General features: G+C 43.7%; 15 protein-coding genes and 1 tRNA gene. 3 read left to right on the top strand and 13 right to left on the bottom strand.

Translation table 11 applies throughout. The annotated features are described in order from the left end of the window. Window positions 1–48 precede the first annotated feature (48 nt). The gene (locus H8B21_RS06135) at window positions 49–2,532 is read left to right on the top strand and encodes a glycoside hydrolase family 95 protein (RefSeq protein WP_190312859.1); all 2,484 of its coding nucleotides are present in this window, start codon (window positions 49–51) and stop codon (window positions 2,530–2,532) included. A gap of 49 nt (window positions 2,533–2,581) precedes the next feature. Here the strand turns inward: H8B21_RS06135 and H8B21_RS06130 are convergent, their stop codons facing one another. Then, window positions 2,582–3,091 carry a hypothetical protein gene (locus H8B21_RS06130; protein ID WP_190312858.1) on the bottom strand — a complete coding sequence of 170 codons (510 nt, stop codon included), beginning with the start codon at window positions 3,089–3,091 and terminating at the stop codon, window positions 2,582–2,584. Window positions 3,092–3,142: 51 nt separating this feature from the next. On the opposite strand from H8B21_RS06130, the gene H8B21_RS06125 reads away from it, so the two are divergent. Together H8B21_RS06125 and pelA are read left to right on the top strand one after the other, a co-directional pair. Next, complete coding sequence (locus H8B21_RS06125; RefSeq protein WP_190312857.1) at window positions 3,143–3,406, top strand: hypothetical protein; 264 nt, start codon at window positions 3,143–3,145, stop codon at window positions 3,404–3,406. 129 nt (window positions 3,407–3,535) lie between these two features. Continuing rightward, window positions 3,536–4,675 carry a pectate lyase gene (pelA, locus tag H8B21_RS06120; protein ID WP_190312856.1) on the top strand — a complete coding sequence of 380 codons (1,140 nt, stop codon included), beginning with the start codon at window positions 3,536–3,538 and terminating at the stop codon, window positions 4,673–4,675. A gap of 23 nt (window positions 4,676–4,698) precedes the next feature. Here the strand turns inward: pelA and H8B21_RS20875 are convergent, their stop codons facing one another. From H8B21_RS20875 to H8B21_RS06065, 12 genes are all read right to left on the bottom strand, one after another. Beyond that, complete coding sequence (locus tag H8B21_RS20875; protein ID WP_380906631.1) at window positions 4,699–4,803, bottom strand: hypothetical protein; 105 nt, start codon at window positions 4,801–4,803, stop codon at window positions 4,699–4,701. A 4-nt stretch (window positions 4,804–4,807) separates the two neighbouring features. After that, window positions 4,808–5,074, bottom strand: a complete 267-nt coding sequence (locus tag H8B21_RS06115) for a hypothetical protein (RefSeq protein ID WP_190312855.1) — start codon at window positions 5,072–5,074, stop codon at window positions 4,808–4,810. 51 nt (window positions 5,075–5,125) lie between these two features. Next, window positions 5,126–6,634 (bottom strand): pectate lyase family protein, encoded by a 1,509-nt coding sequence (locus H8B21_RS06110; RefSeq protein ID WP_223814857.1) that lies wholly within the window; start codon window positions 6,632–6,634, stop codon window positions 5,126–5,128. 21 nt (window positions 6,635–6,655) lie between these two features. Continuing rightward, complete coding sequence (locus tag H8B21_RS20545) at window positions 6,656–8,827, bottom strand: nucleoside hydrolase-like domain-containing protein (protein ID WP_223814856.1); 2,172 nt, start codon at window positions 8,825–8,827, stop codon at window positions 6,656–6,658. 37 nt (window positions 8,828–8,864) lie between these two features. Continuing rightward, window positions 8,865–10,025: a glycoside hydrolase family 88/105 protein gene (locus tag H8B21_RS06100; RefSeq protein WP_190312854.1), complete on the bottom strand. Its 1,161-nt coding sequence runs from the start codon at window positions 10,023–10,025 to the stop codon at window positions 8,865–8,867. A 168-nt stretch (window positions 10,026–10,193) separates the two neighbouring features. Beyond that, on the bottom strand, window positions 10,194–10,637 hold the full coding sequence (locus tag H8B21_RS06095) for a PA2169 family four-helix-bundle protein (RefSeq protein WP_190312853.1): 444 nt from the start codon (window positions 10,635–10,637) through the stop codon (window positions 10,194–10,196). A 229-nt stretch (window positions 10,638–10,866) separates the two neighbouring features. Beyond that, window positions 10,867–12,603, bottom strand: a complete 1,737-nt coding sequence (locus H8B21_RS06090) for a fibronectin type III domain-containing protein (protein ID WP_190312852.1) — start codon at window positions 12,601–12,603, stop codon at window positions 10,867–10,869. Between the two features lie 47 nt (window positions 12,604–12,650). Further along, window positions 12,651–14,324, bottom strand: a complete 1,674-nt coding sequence (locus H8B21_RS06085; protein ID WP_190312851.1) for a DUF4957 domain-containing protein — start codon at window positions 14,322–14,324, stop codon at window positions 12,651–12,653. 30 nt (window positions 14,325–14,354) lie between these two features. After that, a complete protein-coding gene (locus H8B21_RS06080) occupies window positions 14,355–16,214 on the bottom strand; it encodes a RagB/SusD family nutrient uptake outer membrane protein (RefSeq protein ID WP_190312850.1) in 1,860 nt (619 codons plus the stop codon). A gap of 11 nt (window positions 16,215–16,225) precedes the next feature. Next, a complete protein-coding gene (locus H8B21_RS06075) occupies window positions 16,226–19,444 on the bottom strand; it encodes a SusC/RagA family TonB-linked outer membrane protein (RefSeq protein ID WP_190312849.1) in 3,219 nt (1,072 codons plus the stop codon). A gap of 333 nt (window positions 19,445–19,777) precedes the next feature. Continuing rightward, on the bottom strand, window positions 19,778–22,504 hold the full coding sequence (acnA, locus tag H8B21_RS06070; protein ID WP_190312848.1) for an aconitate hydratase AcnA: 2,727 nt from the start codon (window positions 22,502–22,504) through the stop codon (window positions 19,778–19,780). Between the two features lie 116 nt (window positions 22,505–22,620). Continuing rightward, window positions 22,621–22,692, bottom strand: a tRNA-Arg gene (locus H8B21_RS06065). Between the last annotated feature and the right edge of the window lie 3 nt (window positions 22,693–22,695).

The following is a 22,695-nucleotide window of genomic DNA, read 5'->3' as shown; positions in this document are numbered from 1 at the left end:
GCAGATATCCATTATCGAGACTGTAAAACGCAACTAAAAACAGAAACAATGAGGAATAAAAATATATTAAAGACGATTTTATTAGCGGCCACGGTACTATTCGCTCCGTGGACCATGTTGCACGCACAGCAGGAGCTAAAACTGATATATGATAAACCTGCCGCGGATTGGAACGAAGCACTGCCGATTGGAAACAGTCGGCTTGGTGCCATGGTCTTTGGAAATCCGGCGAAGGAGCAAATACAGCTTAACGAAGAAACGATTTGGGCCGGTGAACCGGGTAATAATGTGCCCAAAAATACATACGACAAGATTGTAGCGATCCGAAAACTACTGGCCGAAGGAAAAGCCAAGGAAGCACAAGATCTGTCGAACGCGACTTTTCCCAGACAAGCACCGGACGATTTAGACTACGGTATGCCATATCAGACATTTGGAAGTCTATGGCTAAATTTTCCCGGACACGAGACATTCCGTGATTTCTATCGCGAGCTCGATATTCAAGATGCGGTAGCACGCACCTCGTATCAGGTGGACGGCGTTCAATATCATCGAGAAGTGTTTACTTCCTTTACGGACGATGTCGTCATTATTCGTTTAACTTCTTCCAAAAAAAATGCACTTTCGTTTTCCATGGGACTCAGCACCCCCCATAAGATGCACAAGTTAGCCGCAACAGAAAAACAGCTGAGCCTTTCGGGTACCAGCGGATCAGTGGATCGCAAAACGGGGAAAGTAAATTTTGAGGGTATCGTGCGACCGGTCCTAAAAGGAGGCCAACTAACCGTAAACGGGAATAGCTTTGACATCACAGATGCAGATGAGGTCATCTTATATATTTCTATCGGCACCAATTTCAACCGGTATAACGATTTAAGTGGAAACCCCTCCAAACGGGTACAAACGATATTGGACAAGGCACTACGTGTAAAATACGGCAAGGCACTGGCTAACCACAGCAAAAAATACCAACATTTTTTTAATCGGGTTCGGTTAGATCTGGGTACTTCAGCACAAGCCAAAAAGACAACCGATATACGGGTACAAGAATTTGCAACAGTACACGATCCGGCATTGGTCTCTTTATATTTTCAATTTGGGCGATACCTGCTGATCAGCTCCTCGCAGCCTGGTGGTCAGCCGGCGAACCTACAGGGTATATGGAATGAAAAGCTATCTCCGCCATGGGACAGTAAGTATACCGTTAACATTAACACCGAAATGAACTACTGGCCTGCCGAAGTGACAAACCTCTCAGAAATGCATGAACCACTGTTTTCTATGCTAGAAGATCTTTCGGTAACCGGACAGGAAAGCGCACGGGAAATGTACCACGCCCGTGGATGGAATATGCACCATAATACGGATCTGTGGCGTATTACAGGCATTGTGGATGGCGGTTATTATGGTCTGTGGCCGATGGGAGGAGCTTGGTTAAGTCAACATATATGGCAACATTACCTATACAACGGACAAACATCCTTTTTGCAGAAATATTATGATATTCTGAAAGGGAAAGCACTGTTTTATCTAGATATTCTGCACGAAGACCGTTCAGGACAATGGTTAGTCGTCAGCCCTTCCATGTCGCCGGAAAACTCGTATCTGCCGGGGAGTGTAGGTGTTTCAGCCGGCACCACCATGGATAATCAATTGATCTTTGATGTGTTCCATAATTTTATCGATGCCGCAAAAATATTAGATGTAGACAGCTCATTAGCAGATTCTGTTAAAGTGGCACTAAACAGGCTACCGCCCATGCAGATCGGTCAGCACACCCAATTGCAAGAATGGTTGGAGGACTTGGATAAAACGACCGACCAACACCGGCACATCTCTCACTTGTATGGGTTATATCCGGCCGGGCAGATATCGCCTTTCCGCAATCCAGATTTGACAGAAGCAGCCGTCAACTCGTTGATCTACCGTGGCGATAAGTCCACCGGATGGTCCATGGGTTGGAAAGTAAACTGGTGGGCTCGTCTATTGGATGGTAATCAAACGTATAAACTCATTCAGGAACAGCTGAGCCCGCCAGTGGGCGACAAAGGACAGGGCGGCGGTACTTATCCAAATTTATTGGATGCACACCCCCCTTTCCAAATTGACGGGAATTTTGGCTGTACGTCTGGTATTGCAGAAATGTTGGTACAGTCTTATGACGGGAATATTTTTATCCTACCGGCCTTACCCGATGCTTTACCTAATGGCAGCGTCAGTGGTTTGAAAGTTCGCGGAGGTTTTGAAATCGATATGACTTGGGCAGATAGCAAACTAAAGACGTTGACCGTTACATCAACATTAGGCGGAAACTGTCGTCTTCGCTTGGCGCAGGAAACAAATTTGAAAGGTGATCGCATGATGGACGTCGCAGAAGGAGAAAACCCGAATCCATTCTATCGGGTGCATTCTATCAAAGATCCATTAAGATCGGAAAAGGCGAATTTGAAAGGATTTGTTTTACCCGACACGAAATTAGTAGAATTTGATACGAAGGCAGGTGGGATGTATACCTTTGTTAATCAGCATTAGAGCGGAAATGTGGAGAGTCAAAGCTTATGACCCGAATGATAGCCTTCTCCTAAGGTGCCATAAGCGATCGTAAATACCTATCACTGACCCTAACGGAAATGTAACGTCGGCGGACGGAAGTGTTATATCGACGGACGCCGACATCACTTCGTTGCCCTACTTTACGCAACTCCCGTCCATCTTTTTCACGTCGGCATATGGGAAAGTCATCTCGGCCTATGAGGCAACGTTGCTCCTGTCCAAAGAAACGTTTTTCCGGTATACCGACAACGTATCGATATGCAGGGAGATGATGCCGGCGAACGGAAAACTCATCCAGATGGGCGGAAGTACTATACAGCCATACAAAAGAATGATCTTTCAGCACAAAGAGGTGGAACAGATAATCATCCCCATCACCCCCCTGGACGGGATGACCGTATCCCAATACGGCGACATCGTGTCGTTGTCTGACGAACGGTTCAAGTCGTACGACGAGATCATGTCGGTGTACGGGAAAATAGCGACAGCGTATTTCTTTGAGGCTTTGTACATGTACATGTGAATGCCTGCATAGCACATTCCTGTTTTGTACGAGAACAAAGCTGACATGTCACGTGAGTTATAGATTATGTTCCGTGACTTTGTGGTCAACTACAAGAACATCGTTGTTCATGCATGTGGCATCTTTGACAAGTACCGTGCGGTCATCGACCATCCAAAGGACATTGTCGTGATGTCAGGCAACAAGTACGTTTTGACACGGTACAAAACCGTCAACTACAGTGATTTGTTGATGCAAACACTGTACGTAGTCGCTAAGTACATGCGCAACGGGACGATGTACATGTGCAAAATGGGAACTTTTCCCTTGTTCATAGACGCTACAACATAAAAACACCTATATATTGTCACGTTAATATTACTGAAAATGAGGCAATTTCGTCAATTATTTGCCGCCGTAAGGCAAAAATAAGTTGATCAAATTCGTAACTTTAACGTCTATAAACCTAGCTATATACTTATGATTAGAAACTACTTTTGTATACTGGTTATGTTGCTTGCTTCAGCGATTGTCATAGGTCAAGACAGACCTAATTCTACCGCTCAAAATTACCTCAGAATGAGATGGACAACGGTTGCGACCGGAATGCCGACAGACTGGTATGGCACCGACGAGGCTAAGCGGGTCGCAGAGAACGTATTGGTCAGTCAAAAGGATATCGGTGGCTGGGTAAAAAATCAACCCTATCACCATGTCTTTTCCGATTCCCTTACGGCGTATTATAAACGGACTAAAAACGATGTTGGGGGTACGTTTGATAATGGTGCCACCATCAGTGAGCTAAGATTTTTAGCCAAGGTATATACACATTTTAAAGACGAAAGCTATAGAGAAGCCTTCAATAAAGGACTGAATTACATCCTTTCGGCCCAATACGATAATGGCGGTTGGCCGCAGTTCTATCCCGTCAGAGATGCTGGGGTGGAGACACGTACGGACAAGACCGAACCCTATTCTATGCATATCACCTATAATGATAATGCCATGGTGAACATCATGAACTTTCTCAAGGATATCTATGCTGATGTTCCCGAATTGGCACCCTTAAAAATTGCCACGAATACAAAAGACAAAGCACGTAAAGCGTTCGATAGGGGTATAGATTGTATCCTTAAAACGCAAATCAAAGTTAATGCTAAACCAACGGTATGGTGTGCACAGCATCATTACAAAACGCTTGCTCCAGTGAAAGCTCGATCTTACGAACTTGCGTCTTTTAGCGGATCCGAGTCTGTGGGTATTGTCGCGTTGCTTATGGATCTAGATCATCCTTCTCCGGCTATTATAGCCGCAGTCGACGGTGCGTGCGCGTGGTTTGAGGAGCATAAGATTTCAGGAATACGCGTGGAACGGCAGACAGATTCACGCGGCAACCGCAACACCGTCGTAGTCACAGACAAGGAGGCACCCTCGATATGGGCTCGATTCTATGATTTGGAAATGGGTAAGCCATACTTTTGTGATCGTGACGGTATAAAGAAGTATGCGTTGGACGAAATTGGAGCTGAGCGTCGCAATGGCTACAGTTGGTATACGAACGCTCCGCAACGCGTGCTCGATACGCAGTCCGAATGGCATAAAAAATGGGGAGTGGACTAAAAAAAATCAACGTTTAACCCATTTTATTCCTGAACGTCAATTATTACTCTTTTATATCGGGTAAGCCGAGGTGTTCCATGATCCGTAACTGCCAGGATGATATGCATAGTACCTGTTCCTGGAGACATCACCCTACTGGTTTTTACATCCAACCACCTGTGGCTGATCAAAAGCATAAATATCATGCTTAACACCTGTGGCGGAGTTGGACATTCGCCTTGTACCCCGCTCTTCATAACAAAACCATTCAAAAGAAAGCGCATCGCCGTCTGGGTCGATAGTGCTTGTGGCGCTAAGCTCCACACGCTCCCCGGATTTGGCTTTGATATATTCCGGATGATCAAGCTTCACAACAGGTGGATGATTTGCCTTATCATAAGGCTTAATTGTCCAATCCATCCTCTTCGCATCACTACTTGTTTTTAAAGTTAATTTATATCGCGATTTGTTTTAGAGACTTTCACTGTTTTGTTTCTGGGTAGTCTCTTCTACCAAACCGTTCAGATACACCTCAAGATTTGTGTATCCGGCTTTGTTCAACGTTATGGTATTGCCGTCGGAGGCATCATTCGGATTCAATCTGTTTGAATTTTCCCACCAATCCGGCATACCATCCCCGTCAGCATCTTCCAGAAGCTCCGGGTTAAATTCCCCGCCAGCTAAATCGGGCCATGCACTCTCTGCCCCGACGAGCTTTACATCATCTGGAACGTCTATGAGTCCGGGATAATTTTTAGCGTCTAAAGAAATGCTGCCGAAATAAGTCCCGGTTCCGTTTTTCGTTTCTTCAACGATTCGAGCATCAATGATGTCGCGCTGTTTTGAACATCCTGCATATTGCAAAACTAAACGATACGCTTCCTGAGCGGTATGGGTGGTAACAACGTCGGTTTCCAGCGGTGTGCAAAGGCGTATCTCTTTTTTCACTTGTTCCGTAAAAGTATTATCATTGTTATGGGCAATTTGCTCATAGATTCCTTTTGGCCAGTTATTTTTTGTTGTTTCCTTATCTCCTTCTACCACATTTCCGTCTACATAAAAACGTCCCCAAATATGCTCCATAGGTTTCCATGCGTTGGGTTGACCGTTCTTTCCGGTCACATATTCGGAAGTACGCACGCCGATAGCAGCAATACGGTAGCGGACACGGCTGTTCTTTGGCGTTGCAGGACCAGGCTTGTAATAATTATTGACAATATTCACGTGCATTCCTTCGCCACCGTATGATCCGGCTCCCGCCCAGTTATAAAACACATTGTTGCGCATATCCACATATTCGCGTTCCTGCGTCGAAACATGAGGACCCAAACGTGGCACGCGACTTTCGTGATGAGCCATCAAATTATGATGAAATGAAGACCGGTGTCCGCCTACAATGGCTCCGTAACCATGTTTTCCCTTCGCATGTCCGGCTGTACGAAGGCTTTCCGAAATCAGGCACCATTGTACCGTTACGTTTTCGCCGCCATAGAACGTACAGGTTTCATCAACCGACCAGCTGATGGAACAATGGTCGATGACGACATTCTTGTTTTTCGACCCTCCTAATCCGTCGGGCTCGCCGCCTCCCTCATTACCCACACGAAAACGCATGTAACGAATAATTACGTTATCTGCGTTAACGGATACCTGATGGCGTGCAATACAAATCCCCTGTCCAGGTGCTGTTTGTCCAGCAATGGTCAGATTGCCGTTGACGATATTCAGGCGGCTGTTGAGGAAAATAGTTCCTGCTACATCAAATACAACCGTGCGTGTGCCCTTCTGAGAAATAGCATGGCGGAATGTACCCGGTTCGTTACTGTCTTCCAGTGTAGTTACGTAATATACTGTTCCTCCGCGTCCACCGGTAGTGTAGCGCCCAAAACCTTCGGCTCCCGGAAAAGCCGGAATGTCATGCTGTGCAAATCCTGATAGCGTAGGAAAAATAGACAGAAAGAAAATAAAAAGACTTTTCATGCTATTAAATAATGTAATCCTTTATTTAAAATTCCTATCCAAAAAAGCGACGGTATAATCCATCATCGGTTGAAACCATGGATTAAAGAACCAAAATGGATGAGGAGTATCCGGAAACTCACGAATTTCCCAATAGATGCCATAACGATCTAGCTTTTTGATCATATCATCCCTTCCTGCATGGAATCGTGGAATAGAACTGTTCAGAAATATAATCGGCACTGATTTTTGAGAAACATGGTTAAGGGGGGCGGCCGACTCCCAATTTTTGGTGTTTTCTTCATAAGTACCATTTAACCAATTGGATGCTGCGTTACCTTCGAAAGATTCCGGATGCCGGAATGCGAGTGTTCCATCTATATTAACGATAGCTTGTATATCGGATGTATACTTGACGTTCCCTCTTCCGTTTCCCTCAAAGTCCGGATTTCCATTTGTAACCCCCAAGAGACTTGCCAATTGACCGCCGGCAGAGGTTCCCAAGGTAGCTATGTAATCCATATCTAACTGGAATTTATCGGCATTAGCACGCATCCATCTCACAGCCGACTTTAAATCGTATACTGCTTCGGGATATTTCGCTTCCAAAGTTAAGCGGTATTCCACAGCAACGGCAACGTATCCTTTAGCAGCCAACGCTTTGCCAATAGCATGCATTTGGGATTTATCTCCCGATTGCCATCCCCCTCCATGAATCAACAGCACACCCGGATAACGCTTTGAGGTATCGCCCTTCGGATAAAATACATCTAAAAATAATGGTCGCTCTTCTATCCGATCATACTCCAAGTTTAGCCTGGTGTGTATAGATTCATCCACATTTGTCTCCGCAATACTGATATACGGGTGGTATTTCCGCTCTTTCAAATATGTTCCCTGCAAGGTAAAAGAGGTGTCCCTCGGAACCGCAGCTTTTGCACTTTCTAACCATGCCCATCGTTTAGCCCAATCGCTTAAAAAATCCACCCGATGAATGGAAAGTGTACGCACGCCTTGTTGGTCATCCAGAAAAAATTCTTCATCCGGCAGATCCCCAAACCAATTTTCCCCAAGTTTATAATCACCGGCTTGTTGCTTACCTGGCCAAGGCGTCGTACTGATAAATCCTCCAGTCAATCCATTTAGCTCTTTAATAGCGCTCTTTGTTTGATACGTGACTTTTTCTGGTTTTTTGGATGAATATCGAATAGCATAAATACCGTTGCCAATATAATATCCAGGCCAAACTTGTCCTAAAATTTCCATTGTAAAGCAAACGGAGTCGTGCGGAATAGATTGTTTAGGACCGTGAAATTGCCATTCCACTACCCCGTATGCCGGAACACTATCGCTGAAGTCGCTGTTACCTTGAAAAATTTTTTTGGAACTATGACGAATTCGGGTATATCGACCACCCCAACTTTCATCTTGAGGGTCATCCGGATTTCCTTTCATGAGATAACCCAAAGAAGGTGTATCTCCCATTTTAATATGTCCCTTATAATAATTTATAAAGGCGGTCCCCAGTACCCCTCGTCCTTTGATATACTTATCATAGTAAGCACTCCCATGCATATCTTTTGGCGCATTTTCGTCTTCCATAAACCAGCCTCTGTAGGTTGCATTTGATTCAATGAACCATACATCCGGATGATTTTCAACAATATAATTATAAGCGTTTATTCCCCATTTTTTATTTGGTCCTCCAATCCAGAACACTCGTATTTGAGATTTAATTTCGGGTGCATCATGAAGTGCTTGGGCAACATCTTCCAAACCACCCCACACCAATATCCAAAGCGGCTTGTCATTTGCTTTCTTAGCACAAGTAATGATCCATTCGGAGCCCTCTGTTGGTTGAGCGTAGCCTTTATAGGGCGCGGCTTCTATTACTCCCTGCTTAACTTTCTCCCGCAATTCATGGGCAGAACGGAGTGCTGGGTTTCTTTTGCTTAATATAGAGTAATCTTTTTCGTAGAGATCAATCATTTCGAGAATATCCTTTTTTCTGCCCTTATCATAGGGCGACGAAATGAGTCCTTCTATCTCGAACATATCCGAATACATCAATAGATGAATCATGGATTGATTGTCGTCTGGATCCGTTCCTCCTATATCTGTACTTATGATTATTCGAGGTTTGGTGGTGCTTTGTGCCACAACAAATGTAATTGCAACCATTCCTATCAAGGATAGGAGATATATCTTCAACATGATGTTACGAGTTAATTTATAATCGTATTCTTCTCTGCTACTGATCCAATAGCACGCTCGTCATGATAAAGGGTCCTATAGCCTTGGGATCATTATCCCGAACGGGCTCTGAAATATAATATTCAAAACTTCCATCTCTATAATTCTTTTCTCCTCCCAATCCGGCGACGGAACAACAGTCCGTAATGGACAAGGAGCGATCTGCTTCTTGCTTGACGAACCGTTTTAGAAACTGCTCATACGCTTGCTCTCCTTTCGTTAGATATCCTTTATCCAAATAGCCTTTCTGCGCACCTTTGATCCAGGAATAAATAAACATAATAGAACCTGTTGATTCTAGATAGTTCCCTTCTCGACCTCCTAAATCGGTGACCTGGTACCACATTCCAGTTTCTGTGTCTCTAAATTTTGCAATTGAGCCAGATAGTTCTTGTAGGATCTTAATAATTGCTGGTCGATCCTTATGGTCTTCCGGTAAAAAATCCAAAACATCAACAATAGCCATCATATACCAGCCTATACTACGCGACCAAAAGTGGGGAGAAAGACCTGTTTTCGGGTCTGCCCAGCGTTGTTGCCTGCTTTCATCCCAACCATGGAAATACAGTCCGGTTTTTGGATCATACAAATATTTCCGGACATCCAGAATCTGTAAGGCAACATCGTCATACAAGGCCGTTTCATTGTTTTCTTTAGCGTATTGAGCCAAAAATGGTCCCGCCATATACAGTCCGTCCAACCATACTTGATGAGGATAGACTTTTTTATGCCAAAAGCTTCCATCCTTTGTACGAGGATGTGTACGCATCTGTTCTCGCTGAAGATCCAGAGCAATTTTAAATCTTTCCTCTTTCGTCTTCGCCAAAATAGGAAAGAGAATTTTGCCCGTATTGATACGATCGATATTATACTCCAAAGGTTTATATGTCTTGATCGTTCCGTCAGCATTCACCATCGTGTCTGCGTAATCATACACATAATCATAATATTTTGCGTTGTCCGTCTTATCATAAACTTGTAATATAGACTGCATCACCAGTCCGTGGCAATAGTTCCATTTCAATGTTTTTGAAAAATCAAGCATCCACGCTTCGGGATTACGCTTCATATCCGAATCTGCCATACGGATATAATTTTTCTGCGCAAAAGTGTGTAGGGTAAAAAAAACGGAAAATAGCAATATGATTAACTTTTTCATCTAAGCGAGGTTTATATTTATATTCGGTTTATATGATGCTTTTACAAAAAAAAGTATTTGATAAGTAAATACATAGGAAATGGCATAAAAAAACAGTGCAAACGTTGCCGGCAACGTTTGCACTGTTTAGTAGCACAATTTGGGTGCTATTGTTATTTATAAAAGCTATTACGCACTATCGCGTAAAGCTTTAATCCTATCATGGGAGACTCTGATCTGTGCGGCTTGGTCAAGGACTGTTTCCAGTGCCTGTCCTGTGACATCTCCACTATCCATTACTTTTTTATAAGCAGCCTTAATGGCGTCTTCACCACGTTCGGCTTCTTCCAGAATACTTTTTCGATCTTTACCTCCGAACAGTGCTTTTACATCGATCCAAGCACGATGAATAGCACCTGCTACACTTTCATCATCTTCGTCCACTTCTGCACCATATTGTTCTGCTAGCGCTGTAAGTTCTTGGGAAAAACGTTCGCTTTCCGCTGCCGCTTCGGTAAAAATGATGTTAAGGTCAGCGTTTACTGGCTCTAGATCTTCTAATGCTTTTCTAAATCCTAATGTACGATCATTATTGATCTCTATTAAATTTTTTAAGTGTCCTATCGCTTTCATAATATTTTTGTTTTGTGACTATACGATAAGAACAGTTTAACGTAATAAAAGTTTCAACCTCTTTTATTGCCTGCTTCATACCTTATTCAAACCTTGTTCGCCCATTTACCGTGTTTTACGAGGTTTTACCGAGAATTTACCGTAAAAACCCCGGTAAATGGGCGAAGAGACTGCGAACACTTAGCGAGCGCCTTCCGAAGAAAATAGGCAAGATTATTGTATTATATTATTAATACAACTCTTCTACTAAACTATTGAAATACATCTCAATATTATCATACACCTCGCTTAAATCCCTTCCATTTGCATTTGGTATATTCGGGTCTAGGTTATTGGCGATTTCCCATGCGTCCGGTATGCCATCTCCATCCGTATCGGTTGGTGGTGTTGTTTGTGCCAATGTGGGCCAACCACCAACATCTGTTTGCGAATCAATAATGCCTGGAAAGCCGGTTTTTGACCCATTATAGGTGGTGGTTCCGTCCTTGACTTCTTTTACGACACGTTGATCTACCGCATCGCGTTTATAAGATGCGCCTGCTTTTTCCAACACCTGTTCGTAAGCTTGCTCGGCTGTATGTTGAGTACGCAGCGCTTGAAAAGGAAATGGTGTCGTCCTTTGCGCTTGTGCGATAGAAACACTGGAGTCGAAATCAACACCTCCTGCCCAATTGTTCATCGTAACATTGGCATTGCCAAATACATGGTTGCCTTCGATAAAGAATACACCATGTCCCGGGCTATAGTCCGCATTGTTTTCCTTGGATATCTGCATAATCCGTGTTTGTTTACTCGAAGGGGTAGCAGGTCCAGATTTATAATAATTGTCAACGATATTGTATTCTCCATTTTCTCCACCATAAGCGGAATTACCACGCCAATTGTAAACCACGTTATTACGGTAATCGACTTTGTCGGCACCAATTTGAGCGTTTAGTCCGCCCGTACCTGGGCGGTTTCCACCATCAAAGCGCGGGTTACGGCTATTATGGTGTGCTAACAGATTATGATGAAAAGACGCTTGATGACCTCCCCATATACCACCATAACCGTGATCATCTTTTTCGTGGAACGATTTGTTTAAGCTTTCTGCTAGGATACACCATTGCATCGTAAAATCTTTATTGGCATAGAAAGACGAGCATTCATCAATAGACCAGCTCATCGAACAGTGATCGATAACGATATTTTTTTGATACCGACCCCACAACGCATCTTGTTCATTTCGCGTAAGATCGCCCATCCGGAAGCGTAAGAACCGAAGGATGACATTATCCGCTGCAATGACCATTTCATGGTCCTGTATACAAATACCATCTCCTGGAGCTGTCTGTCCGGCAATCGTGACATCGCCATTGCTGATACGCAGCCTGCTATTTAACTTAATATTTCCGGAAACTTCAAAAACGATAATCCGGGAACCCGATTGCTCAATTGCAGCACGCAGGCTCCCTGTTCCGGCATCGCTTAAGTTGGTCACTTTAATAACCTTACCGCCACGACCGCCTGTCGTCATCTTGCCATAACCATCCGCTCCCGGGAAAGCAAGTGCCAGTTCGGGTTGCTCTTCTTCTGCCGTGGTAAAGGTTTCCACTAATCGGTTGGACGTAAAAGAAGGATTGGTTTTATGAATGGCACGCAAACGGGCATAGTAAAAGGTTGCCGGTGTCAATCCATTGAATTGCACTTTGGTTTGCTGTGTTGTATCGGTTTTCGCAACAATCTCCGAAAAGGAACTGTTCGTACCGACTTCTAGAAAATAACCATCTGCTTTTTCAACCGCAGACCATTCGAACGTTGCTGATTTACTTGCTGGCGTTATTGTAAAATTCTCCGGTTGAGGTAATGCGCTGCCGACTTCTCCCTGTACATCTTTGCTGCAACCTACGGACGCCCATAGTATACATAAAGCAACTAAGAACAGGGAAGTATCTTTTATCTGCAAATTAATATTCTTTATCGTCATTGTTTTTATAACAGTTAATGGTAAAGTAGGGGCTTCTGCCCCTACATTTAGCGCGCCCAGCGTGGATCTCCGATAGGTCCGGCATTACTGCTTGCTTCACGCAATGATGAATTAGCCGGTAATGTAAAATCATCGGTATTAACATCCCATGGAAGCGCCACTTCTAATACAGTCGCTGTCACGACCCCATTTGGAATATTAAGTTTTGCACGTGGCGTAGCGGAGTTCAATAAATTGAAAACATTTGTATTTGCTATTCGTGCTGTAGCACCATTTGCGGCTCTTAGCAAATCATTATTCATCGATAACGAAGTAAACCGCGGCGAAATCCAACCCGTGTTGGCCAAAATGCTATTACTGACCACGATATCAGCTGGCGTATTCACATCCATCAGCGGACGCTTGCCTCCTGTATTACCAAAAGCGTTGATTGTACAATAATCGATAAGAATGCTTGCCCGAGGTGTGCCGATATTGACGTCATAACGTAGAATATTCGTACTCAATCTATTGAACGTTGAGTTTACCAGCTCAAAGCGGTTCATTTGTAACTTCTGCAATTCAAATAGCGCATAATCTTGGTCATTATCCTGTACAATACTATTTTCCACACGGATATAATCAATCTTGTGTTCTCTATTTCCTGCACGGCTACCGCGTACAAGTGCCCTACCGATACCATGTATACGACAACCCTGTAGATGGATGGACGTAAACGTAGCCGCTCCGGCGGGCAAATCCACCAAATAGAGGTCTGGCGTACCCAACATATCTATTGTAAGATCGTTGAAATGGATACCCGCACCATCACCACGTAACTCAAAACCTTTCGGGTTTATCTTCGTGTTTGCCGGATTGCCTGATACCGAACCTAGGGTAATATGTTTATTTTCGATTCGTACTACATTTTCTGTTAGGTTGTAAGTCCCCGCCCGCAACCCGATGACAGCTTGGTTTTCCGCATCAGCGATTACCTGCGCTAAATCATCTTCCGGACCGATCTCTATGGTGAAATTACTGGTCGCTTTCGTCGTGAATTTTAAAATACCGATTTGTACGTCTCGTGCATACAATATGGCAACATAGGGTGTTTCGGATTGCAGATCTTCCACCAGGCGTTCACCCGACGCAATCTCGTCTGCCGTTAAATTAATTTGATGTATGATATCGAATTTTTCACCACCGGTTTCTTCGTTTATTTCTCCGGTAAGTTTTCCAATTATAATCGTCGTAGCTGTTTCATCCGGCCGCCATGTTAAGCGCACCGATTTGTCTTGTAGATCTACCTGTTCATCCAATAAATTGAATAATTGTTTACCTCTTATCATAAATCCGTTGCTATGTAACCAATGCGAATCATCTGATTGCCCAGTCCCTACAGTAAGAACCCGAGCAAAATATTTGGTACGCACTTCTATTTGTTGGTCTGTTAAGATAACACCTGCCGTGTCTGTATCCAAGGAAAACAACGGTCCATTGGCAAATAATGTATCTTTTGAAATTTCAACAACGTATGAGGCTTTTTCCGTATTCAGTGCCTCGCCCCATGTCAGTTTTACTTCTGTTTCGCCACTTTCAGCACCGATTTCCTTGCTCGGCATAAACATCCGTTCAGGATTGAACTCCTTAAAAAGCTCGCTATTTTTATCGCAAGCAATCGACAAAAGCACACAGCATAATGCCAGAAGCCAATGGATACTATATTTATGTAATGTTTTCATTTTCTTTATTTTTCTCGTTACACCCCACTATTAATAACCGTAATCCTGTGTCAGTCGATAATTTTCGGACACAATCTCGTTGTATATCGGTAGCAATTCACTTTGTCCTGATTTGAAGTATAGTGCATAGCCGCTTCCGTCGACTGCTCCTGATTCGTTCACACCGTAGATATAGCCGTTGGTAACAGCCTCCCGCCAGTTGATAGAGGTATAACCTTCTGGTGGAGCAGCTTTATCACCACCTGGGGTAGGTTTAAAAAACACCTCATCCATCGCTCCGCCCGCAAAGTCAATACTTGTCAGTTCCTCTGAAGCCGTACTGTTGGTAAAAGCCGATTGTTTGTAAAATATACGATTCGGCACTTCTTCATATACACCTTCACTTAGTCTAAATTGCCGCAATTTTTCGCGTGTTTCATCGAGTGTCGTTTTCAATAAGTTCCACCGCAATAAATCATACTTGCGTATACCTTCTCCACCAAATTCCAATAACCGCTCTTTAACGATGGCCTTAAAAAAGTCGTCTTTACCTATAGGAATCGCGCCGACATTTGCTTCATTACCTCCATAAGCGCGCATGCGAACATCTTTTAGCGCTTGTACTGCTTGTGCAGAAGGTCCGCTGTTCAGTTCATTATCGGCTTCGGCAAACAACAGGAGAATATCGGAGTAACGTAATAAAGGCCAGTCGATACCCAATGACTGGGATTGATCGTGGATATTTGTCCAATATTTACGAAACTTGGCATCCGTCATGTTTATCGAAGTTACTACTTGTTTATTGTCCTGCGCCGTCAGCTCAAACAATCCTAAAGTCACATCCCTGCGTGTATCACCAATACCAAACTCGTAAAAATATGTCGGAACTGCCCGAACACCACCATTGGCATATCCCCAGCTGGAACTTGTGTTTTGGCGCAGACCATTTCCATATCCCAGTTTACTGTCAGTACGCGCATTACCGCCATATGCGCCTACTTTGAATACCATCTCGCGGCTAGCATCTAAAGACGACTGCCCGTGCAATGACTTAAACACATTTTCAAAGCTAGCGTTAAGCCCGTTATCTCCTCGCTCTATCACATCCAGACATTCTTGCCGTGCAATTTGATAATATGACTGATAATCTGTCCGGCGCTCCATCTTCCGACTGTCTCGACGCAGAGAGTAACCTCCCCGTGCTAGTGCAATACGCGCCCGTATTCCTTTTGCTGCCCCTTTCGTGATCCGTGTGGAAGGGTCGTTGGACTCCGTTTGCCAAGGCAACAGCGTAATCGCTTGTTCCAGATCTGCGAGCACTTGATCATAGATTTCATCTCGATCCATTTTTTCCAGATAAAGATCCGGTTGGTCTGCGGAAGGAATGAAAGAAGCCGGCACGTCTCCCCAGTTGCGGATAATCTCATGGAAGAACCATGCCCGCAAAGCAAGTGCTTCTCCTAAAAACTTTCTCATCTGCGTCTTTTCGCTCTCCGTCCCGTTATTATAAGGATCGGATAACGGAATAAACTTAATACAGATATTAGCTCTTTCTATTCCTTCGTATAACTGGCGAAAAGGATTATTCAGCTCTGTATTCTGTGGTGCTACACCATATTCGCTGATGCCTCTTCTATCCAGGGCGTTATAAGACCCCGAGGTTTTAAAATCATCCGCTGATTGCGGGTAAATAATAGCTAATCGGCTTCCATAGCCGTCATCACCCATGAGTCGGTTGTAGACGCCGGTAATGGCAGAATTTGTGTACGACACACTTCCGAACACCGCATCCTGTGTCAAGTTTGATGGGTTCTCTACTTCCAGGTATTTTTCGCAGGATGAAATAAACAGCAAAGCTGCTGCGGCCATAGAAACAACGCCTATCCTATATGTATTTTTCACGTTCTTCATTTTTTTAAGGATTAAAATGTAACATTTACACCCGCCAAAATGTAGCGGCTTCTCGGATATGCAGCATAATCCACCGAAGGTGTTAACGGATTGCTACGCCGTGTATTCGCTTCCGGATCGTATCCTGTGTAGTTCGTAATCGTCCACAAGTTGTTTACTGTGGCATAAATTCGAAAATTCGAAAAAATACGAGACCGACGAATCAGGTTCTCCGGTAAAGAGTAACCCAAGGTCACGTTGCTTATCCGCAGAAAGGACCCATCCTCGATTGCATACGAGTGTAAGAAATAGGCTCCTCCCGGTGGTGTCCACATAGTAGCATCGGCATTCATAGCCTCCAATGTTTCAGGATCGGTTACTTTTACCCCGTTAGCATCAAACCATTTGAAACGGTCGTTCATACTCGTCAACATATTATTATCCCGATACAGATATTGTGTGGTAAATTCCAATTTATTCGCGTTGTATACCTTGTTTCCAACCGACCAGTTCATAAACACGCTGAGGTCAAAATTCTTGTAAGCAAATTGATGGTTCATACCCCCGATGAACTTCGGCTGTGCATTTCCCAATATAGTACGGTCGTTAGCATTAATCCTTGGATCACCATCATCGCTTAATTTCTTTAGCTTCAGATCTCCCGGTTGCGGTTCTTTGTTCCCCAAAAAAGCGTAAGAACTGGGAATACCTTCTTTTAACGTATAAGCTCGCGATGAAGCATTGTAATCAAAATCATCAATTGTATAGAAGCCATCCGTAACGTATCCATAAAATTGCCCAACTGGACCACCGACGCCGACAATAAAATCTTCAAATTGGCTGCTTACCCAGCCTGCTCGTTCCAGATAAGAATTAAGCGGTTGTCCGTCTGAGTTCAAGCCTAAGCTGACAATCTTGTTCCGGTTAAACGCTATATTGAACTGCGCTTGATAGGTGAAGTTACGATTTTGCACCACTGTTCCTGCTAATTGGATTTCGATCCCTTTATTTTGTGTTTCACCAATATTCTTTAGCTGTGTGGCATATCCACTGGTGGCTGGAACACGCGCATCCAATAAAAGGTCTTTGGTATTGTTCATATAGAAATCTATCGAACCATTGATTCTATTATTCAAAATACCGAAGTCTAACGCTAAGTTTCTGGATACGGTTGTCTCCCATTTTAAAGCAGAGTTAGAAAGCGAAAGCGGAGCAAACCCTGGCGTTATCGCTTCGCCATATGCATAGGAGTAGTTACTATGTACACCATACATGGTTTTGTACAAATCGATACCGATACGGTTGTTACCCACAGCCCCATAGCTAAAGCGCATTTTTAACTCCGGCAACCAGCCGCGTGTGCTTTCCATAAAATCTTCTTCGGAAATACGCCAAGCCAACGCCATGGATGGGAAAGTACCCCATCTATTGCCTTTCGCAAAAAGAGAGGAACCATCTCGTCTTACGGAAACAGTCGCCATATAGCGATCCTTGTAAGTATAGTTTGCCCGTCCAAAATACGACCATAAACGACTTTCTGACCAATTGGTCGAAGGCGGCGTCTGCAACATTCCATCCGGTGGTGTTGCTTTTTGAATCCCGGCAAATGCTTCTTCATCGGTAATATCGATAGGCAACCATTTCACTTCTGTAGATTGGTTTTTAATATTGATCTGATAGATCTCATGCCCGATTACACCATCAAATGCATGATCGTTTACTTTCTTTCGATAGGATAAGGTATTGGTATTCGTCATGGATAACGATTCTCCATTGGTTAAATTAACCACCGGTTGATTATTATTTTGACGCGCAACCCCGGTTGAAATTCCTTGAAAACGATTATCTTTTCGATCAGTACCATTAATACCAAAGACTGTTCGGAGTGTCAATCCATTGATAAGCTCATAACTCGCATTTCCATTAAAAATGATGTCATTTCTGTAATTATTCCGGGTCTCGTCCAATGCGAGGACCATTGGATTAACTAAGTTGGTTTGATTGGTAAAATCTGGATCAAACTCATCTACGATACTTTCCATTCCCGGTGCTATAAAAGGCATATAGCGTACGGAATTCCGCAAACGGTTATTGCTCTGCGATCCGGTGTTGGATGTTCCTACACCATCCGTGCGTTGCCGGCTATAACGCGCACTAAATCCTGCTTTAAAGCGATCGTTGATTTTATGATCTAATTTCAATGACGCCAATGTCCGCTGAAAGCCGGAACGTATCATCACACCTTCCTCATCCGTATGTGTCAAGTTGAAATTCACTGATGTTCTTTCCGAGCCACCGACCATACCTAAGACATGTGTTTGGTTTCTGGCATTCCGTCCGAAAATAGCGTCTTGCCAATTAACGAACGGCATATCCCTGTAAAGCTCCAGATCTTCCCATCTTCCATATCGGTCACGAAACGTATTTCTCGTTTGCTCATCGGTATTCAGATTATAGGTTTGATACTGATACATCACGTAGTCGTACGGGTTCATCACCTCTAGCTGATTGGTAATCTTCCGCACGCCGCCAAAACCGTTATAGGTTACCTGCGTTTTCATATTCATTCCCCCTTTTGTAGTAATGATAATGACACCGTTCGCACCCCTTGCCCCATAAATAGCGGTAGCTGATGCATCCTTTAACACATCGATAGACTGTATTTCCTGAGGAGAAAGTATTGACAAAGCATTCTCTACTTGAATCCCATCTACGATGTAGAGGGGCGAATTATCTTGTGTGATTGATCCTCCTCCGCGCACCCTGATCATCACGTCAGCACCAGGCGCTCCTTCTGTCGTCGTGACAGATACACCCGCGAGACGTCCTGTAAGTGCTTCTGCCGCAGAACTCAACGGAATATCTTTAAGTTGCTTAGCACTAACTGAGGATACCGACCCGGTTAAATCTCGGCGTGCTACGGTACCATAACCTATGACAACAACCTCTTCTAAGTCGGAAGATCCTTCATTTAAAACAATATTGATTGTCTTGTCTTCGGATGAAACGACCCGTTCCTGCTCTACATAGCCCACCGACGTAAAAACCAGAACGTCTCTCGGCGAAACGTTAATACTGTATGTACCGTCATCTTTGGTGCTGGTCTGTCTGGCAGTACCCTTCACTTTTACGGTGGTTCCCGACAATGGCGTCCTGTCTGGCGAAAATACCGTACCTGTAATTGTCCGCTCTTGTGCAAAAACACACTGAACGAAGAAGAGCATCAGCATTAAAGCTTTAAATATCCTCATGATAATAACTAATAAATGATTTAAACTGGTTGCATAAATTAATAAGAACGATAATCTATTGTTAGATTATGATACTTTGCTTGTTTCTTTTTGGATTGTTAACGGATTCAATTGGTATTCGCTATCGGGTTCGCTTATCGACAACGTATGTTTATATCTTGTTAGCGTTAATATCCTATTACAATTATAATGGAATACAGTTAGTAAAAAGGAATAAATAGAGATAAAAAACCACGCAAACGTTGCCGGCAACGTTTGCAGGACAGTACAGGACAGCTGTTCGTAACGATTTTCCCGAAAGACAACGTATAAAAATAACCGGTAAGGTTAGTTCTACCGGCTTAAATAACTCCTTAAAACATATTGAAGAATACCACCATGCTTAAAGTATTCTACATCGATATCCGAGTCCAGCCTCGCTCTGGCATCAAATTCAATAGCCTCACCAGATGCTTTTACTGCTCGTACTTTTATTATCTTAAAAGGTTTCAAATCGCTGGAAATACCAGTTATACTAATCTCTTCGTCGCCCGTCAAACCCAGTGAGCCCGCACTCTCTCCTGAAGGAAATTCTATGGGAAGTATACCCATTCCTACCAGATTGCTTCTATGGATTCTTTCAAAGCTTTCGGCGATTACCGCACGAATACCCAATAGGCTCGAACCTTTTGCCGCCCAGTCCCTCGAGGAGCCACTTCCATAGTCTTTACCGGCTAGAACAACCAGAGGTGTGCCGTCTACTTTATATTTCATCGCGGTATCATAGACAGTCAAGGTCTCGTTGGTTGGAAAATATACCGAATAACCACCCTCTCTGTCTGTAATCTTGTTTCGGATGCGCACATTGGCAAATGTTCCACGTACCATGACCTCGTGATTCCCTCGTCGCGATCCGTACGAATTAAAATCTTTCTTTTCGATTCCTTTGCTCAAAAGATACTTACCCGCCGCACTCTCCTCATTGAAAGAACCAGCCGGTGAAATATGGTCGGTTGTCACGGAATCGCCTAGATAAAGCAGAACGCGTGCGTGTTCGATCTCTGTAAGTGGCGATGGTTCGATTGGTATGTTATTAAAGAATGGAACTTCCCGGATATAAGTAGAACCATCGTCCCAAATAAATTCTCCACCTTCTGGCGCTTCCAACTTTTTCCACTCTTCGTCACCGTCAAAAATGACATCATACACCTCTTTAAAGTCTTCTTTTTGCATAGCTTCTTTGATCGTACGGTTGATTTCCTCCTGTGACGGCCAGATATCCCTTAAATAAACGGCGTTCCCATTCGGATCGTAGGATAGTGGATCTTCGATAAGATTCACATCGATCCGGCCAATAAGGGCATAGGCGACCACCAGCATCGGAGACATTAAAAAGTTCATTTTCACCTGTGGATGTACCCGCGCCTCGAAGTTTCTGTTTCCAGAAAGTACCGATGCTACGACCATTTCGCTGTTATCGATCGCTTCGGCAATATGCGACGGCAATGGCCCACTATTACCGATGCATGATGTACAACCATAGCCCACGGTATGGAATCGCAACGCTTCCAAATCTGTGGATAGACCCGAGCGTTCCAAATATCTCGTGACGACCTTAGATCCGGGCGCTAAACTTGTTTTTACCCACGATCTTGTCCGAAGGCCTTTTTCTACCGCTTTCTTAGCCACCAAACCTGCGCCTATCATGACACTGGGGTTAGATGTATTGGTACAACTAGTGATCGCCGCAATGACGATGCTGCCATCACTTAAACGGTATTCACCATTTTTTAATTTGATTTTAACACTTCGAAGATCCGTGGTTTCTGTTGCCAAAGTTTCTTTATGTTCATCTGTGGCCTCTTGAACAAACTGAGTTCCTGATCCTCCTTCATTTAACCATGCATGTTCTCTACGATCGTCAAATGCCACGTAGTTTCGCTGGAAATCTTTATCGAGGATTATCCGAAAGGTAGAATGAAGCTCTTTAACAAGAATTTTATCTTGCGGTCTTTTGGGTCCCGCAACCGTTGGTTCCAAGGTATTAAGATCCAACTCAACAACCTTAGAATATGTAATATCTTCATTGCCCGTGCGCCAGAGCATATTATCTTGACAATATTCCTTTACTAGATTAATTTGCTCGGGCGACCGGTTTGTACGTTCCATGTAGTCGAGCGTCTGATCATCTATAGGGAAATACGTTACGGTACATCCAAATTCCGGAGACATGTTTGATATTGTTGCTCGATCAGTAACGGTCAATTTATCTAAGCCATCGCCAAATACCTCTACGAATTTACCGACCACGCTGGTATCTCTTAATATTTTGGTTATAGACAGCACCATGTCGGTAGCGGTACAACCTGCGGGAATCTCTCCAGTAAGTTTAAGCCCAATAACCTGTGGACACGTAAAATATACGGGCTGACCGAGCATCGCTGCTTCCGCTTCAATACCTCCGACACCCCAACCGAGAACCCCGATGCCATTAACCATAGGAGTATGCGAGTCGGTTCCGACCAACGTGTCGGGGAAAGCCCAACCATCACGTTCCACAACACCTTTTGCCAAATATTCCAGATTAACCTGATGGCAGATACCCATTCCCGGTGGCACGACAGTCAAATTTGCCAAGCCTTGTTGAGCCCATTTCAATAGCTGATATCGTTCAGCATTGCGCTCATATTCTAATTTCACATTTTCTTGATAGGAATAATCTGTTCCGAAATAATCCACCTGCACAGAATGATCAATGACAAGATCAACTGGGATGGCCGGATTGATTTTTTCACCATTTCCACCTTTTCTAACAAATTCCGCCCGGATTGAGGTAATATCAACAACAGCCGGTACACCTGTAAAATCTTGCATTAACACTCTTGCCGGCTTGAAAGGTATATCCTTATCTGTACCTGACGCATCCCAGTTAATAAGCGTGTCAAGGTGATCGTCTGTAATGGCAAAACCGTCGTGATTTCTTAAAACGTTTTCTAGTAGGATACGAATGGAGAAAGGAAGTCTGTGTATGTTCTTGCCCTTCTCTTGAAGTTCTTTAAGAGAGGCTATTTTTTGTGTCATGATTTATGGCTTGTTCCTATAAAATAAACTCAATTTAAGGAAATTTGTTTGCAAAGTGCATGGGAAAAACTTTTTAAAATAAAAAACCGCTCTACTAATATGTAAAGCGGCTTAAGTAGCCCCGAGCAGAATCGAACTGCTATCAAATGTTTAGGAAACATCTATTCTATCCGTTGAACTACGGGGCCGAC

Origin of the sequence: Sphingobacterium chuzhouense (genome assembly GCF_014692525.1) — a bacterium.
GTDB lineage: Bacteria > Bacteroidota > Bacteroidia > Sphingobacteriales > Sphingobacteriaceae > Sphingobacterium > Sphingobacterium chuzhouense.
Note: the sequence above shows the minus strand (reverse complement) of the source record. Positions and strands in the feature narration are given on the sequence as shown.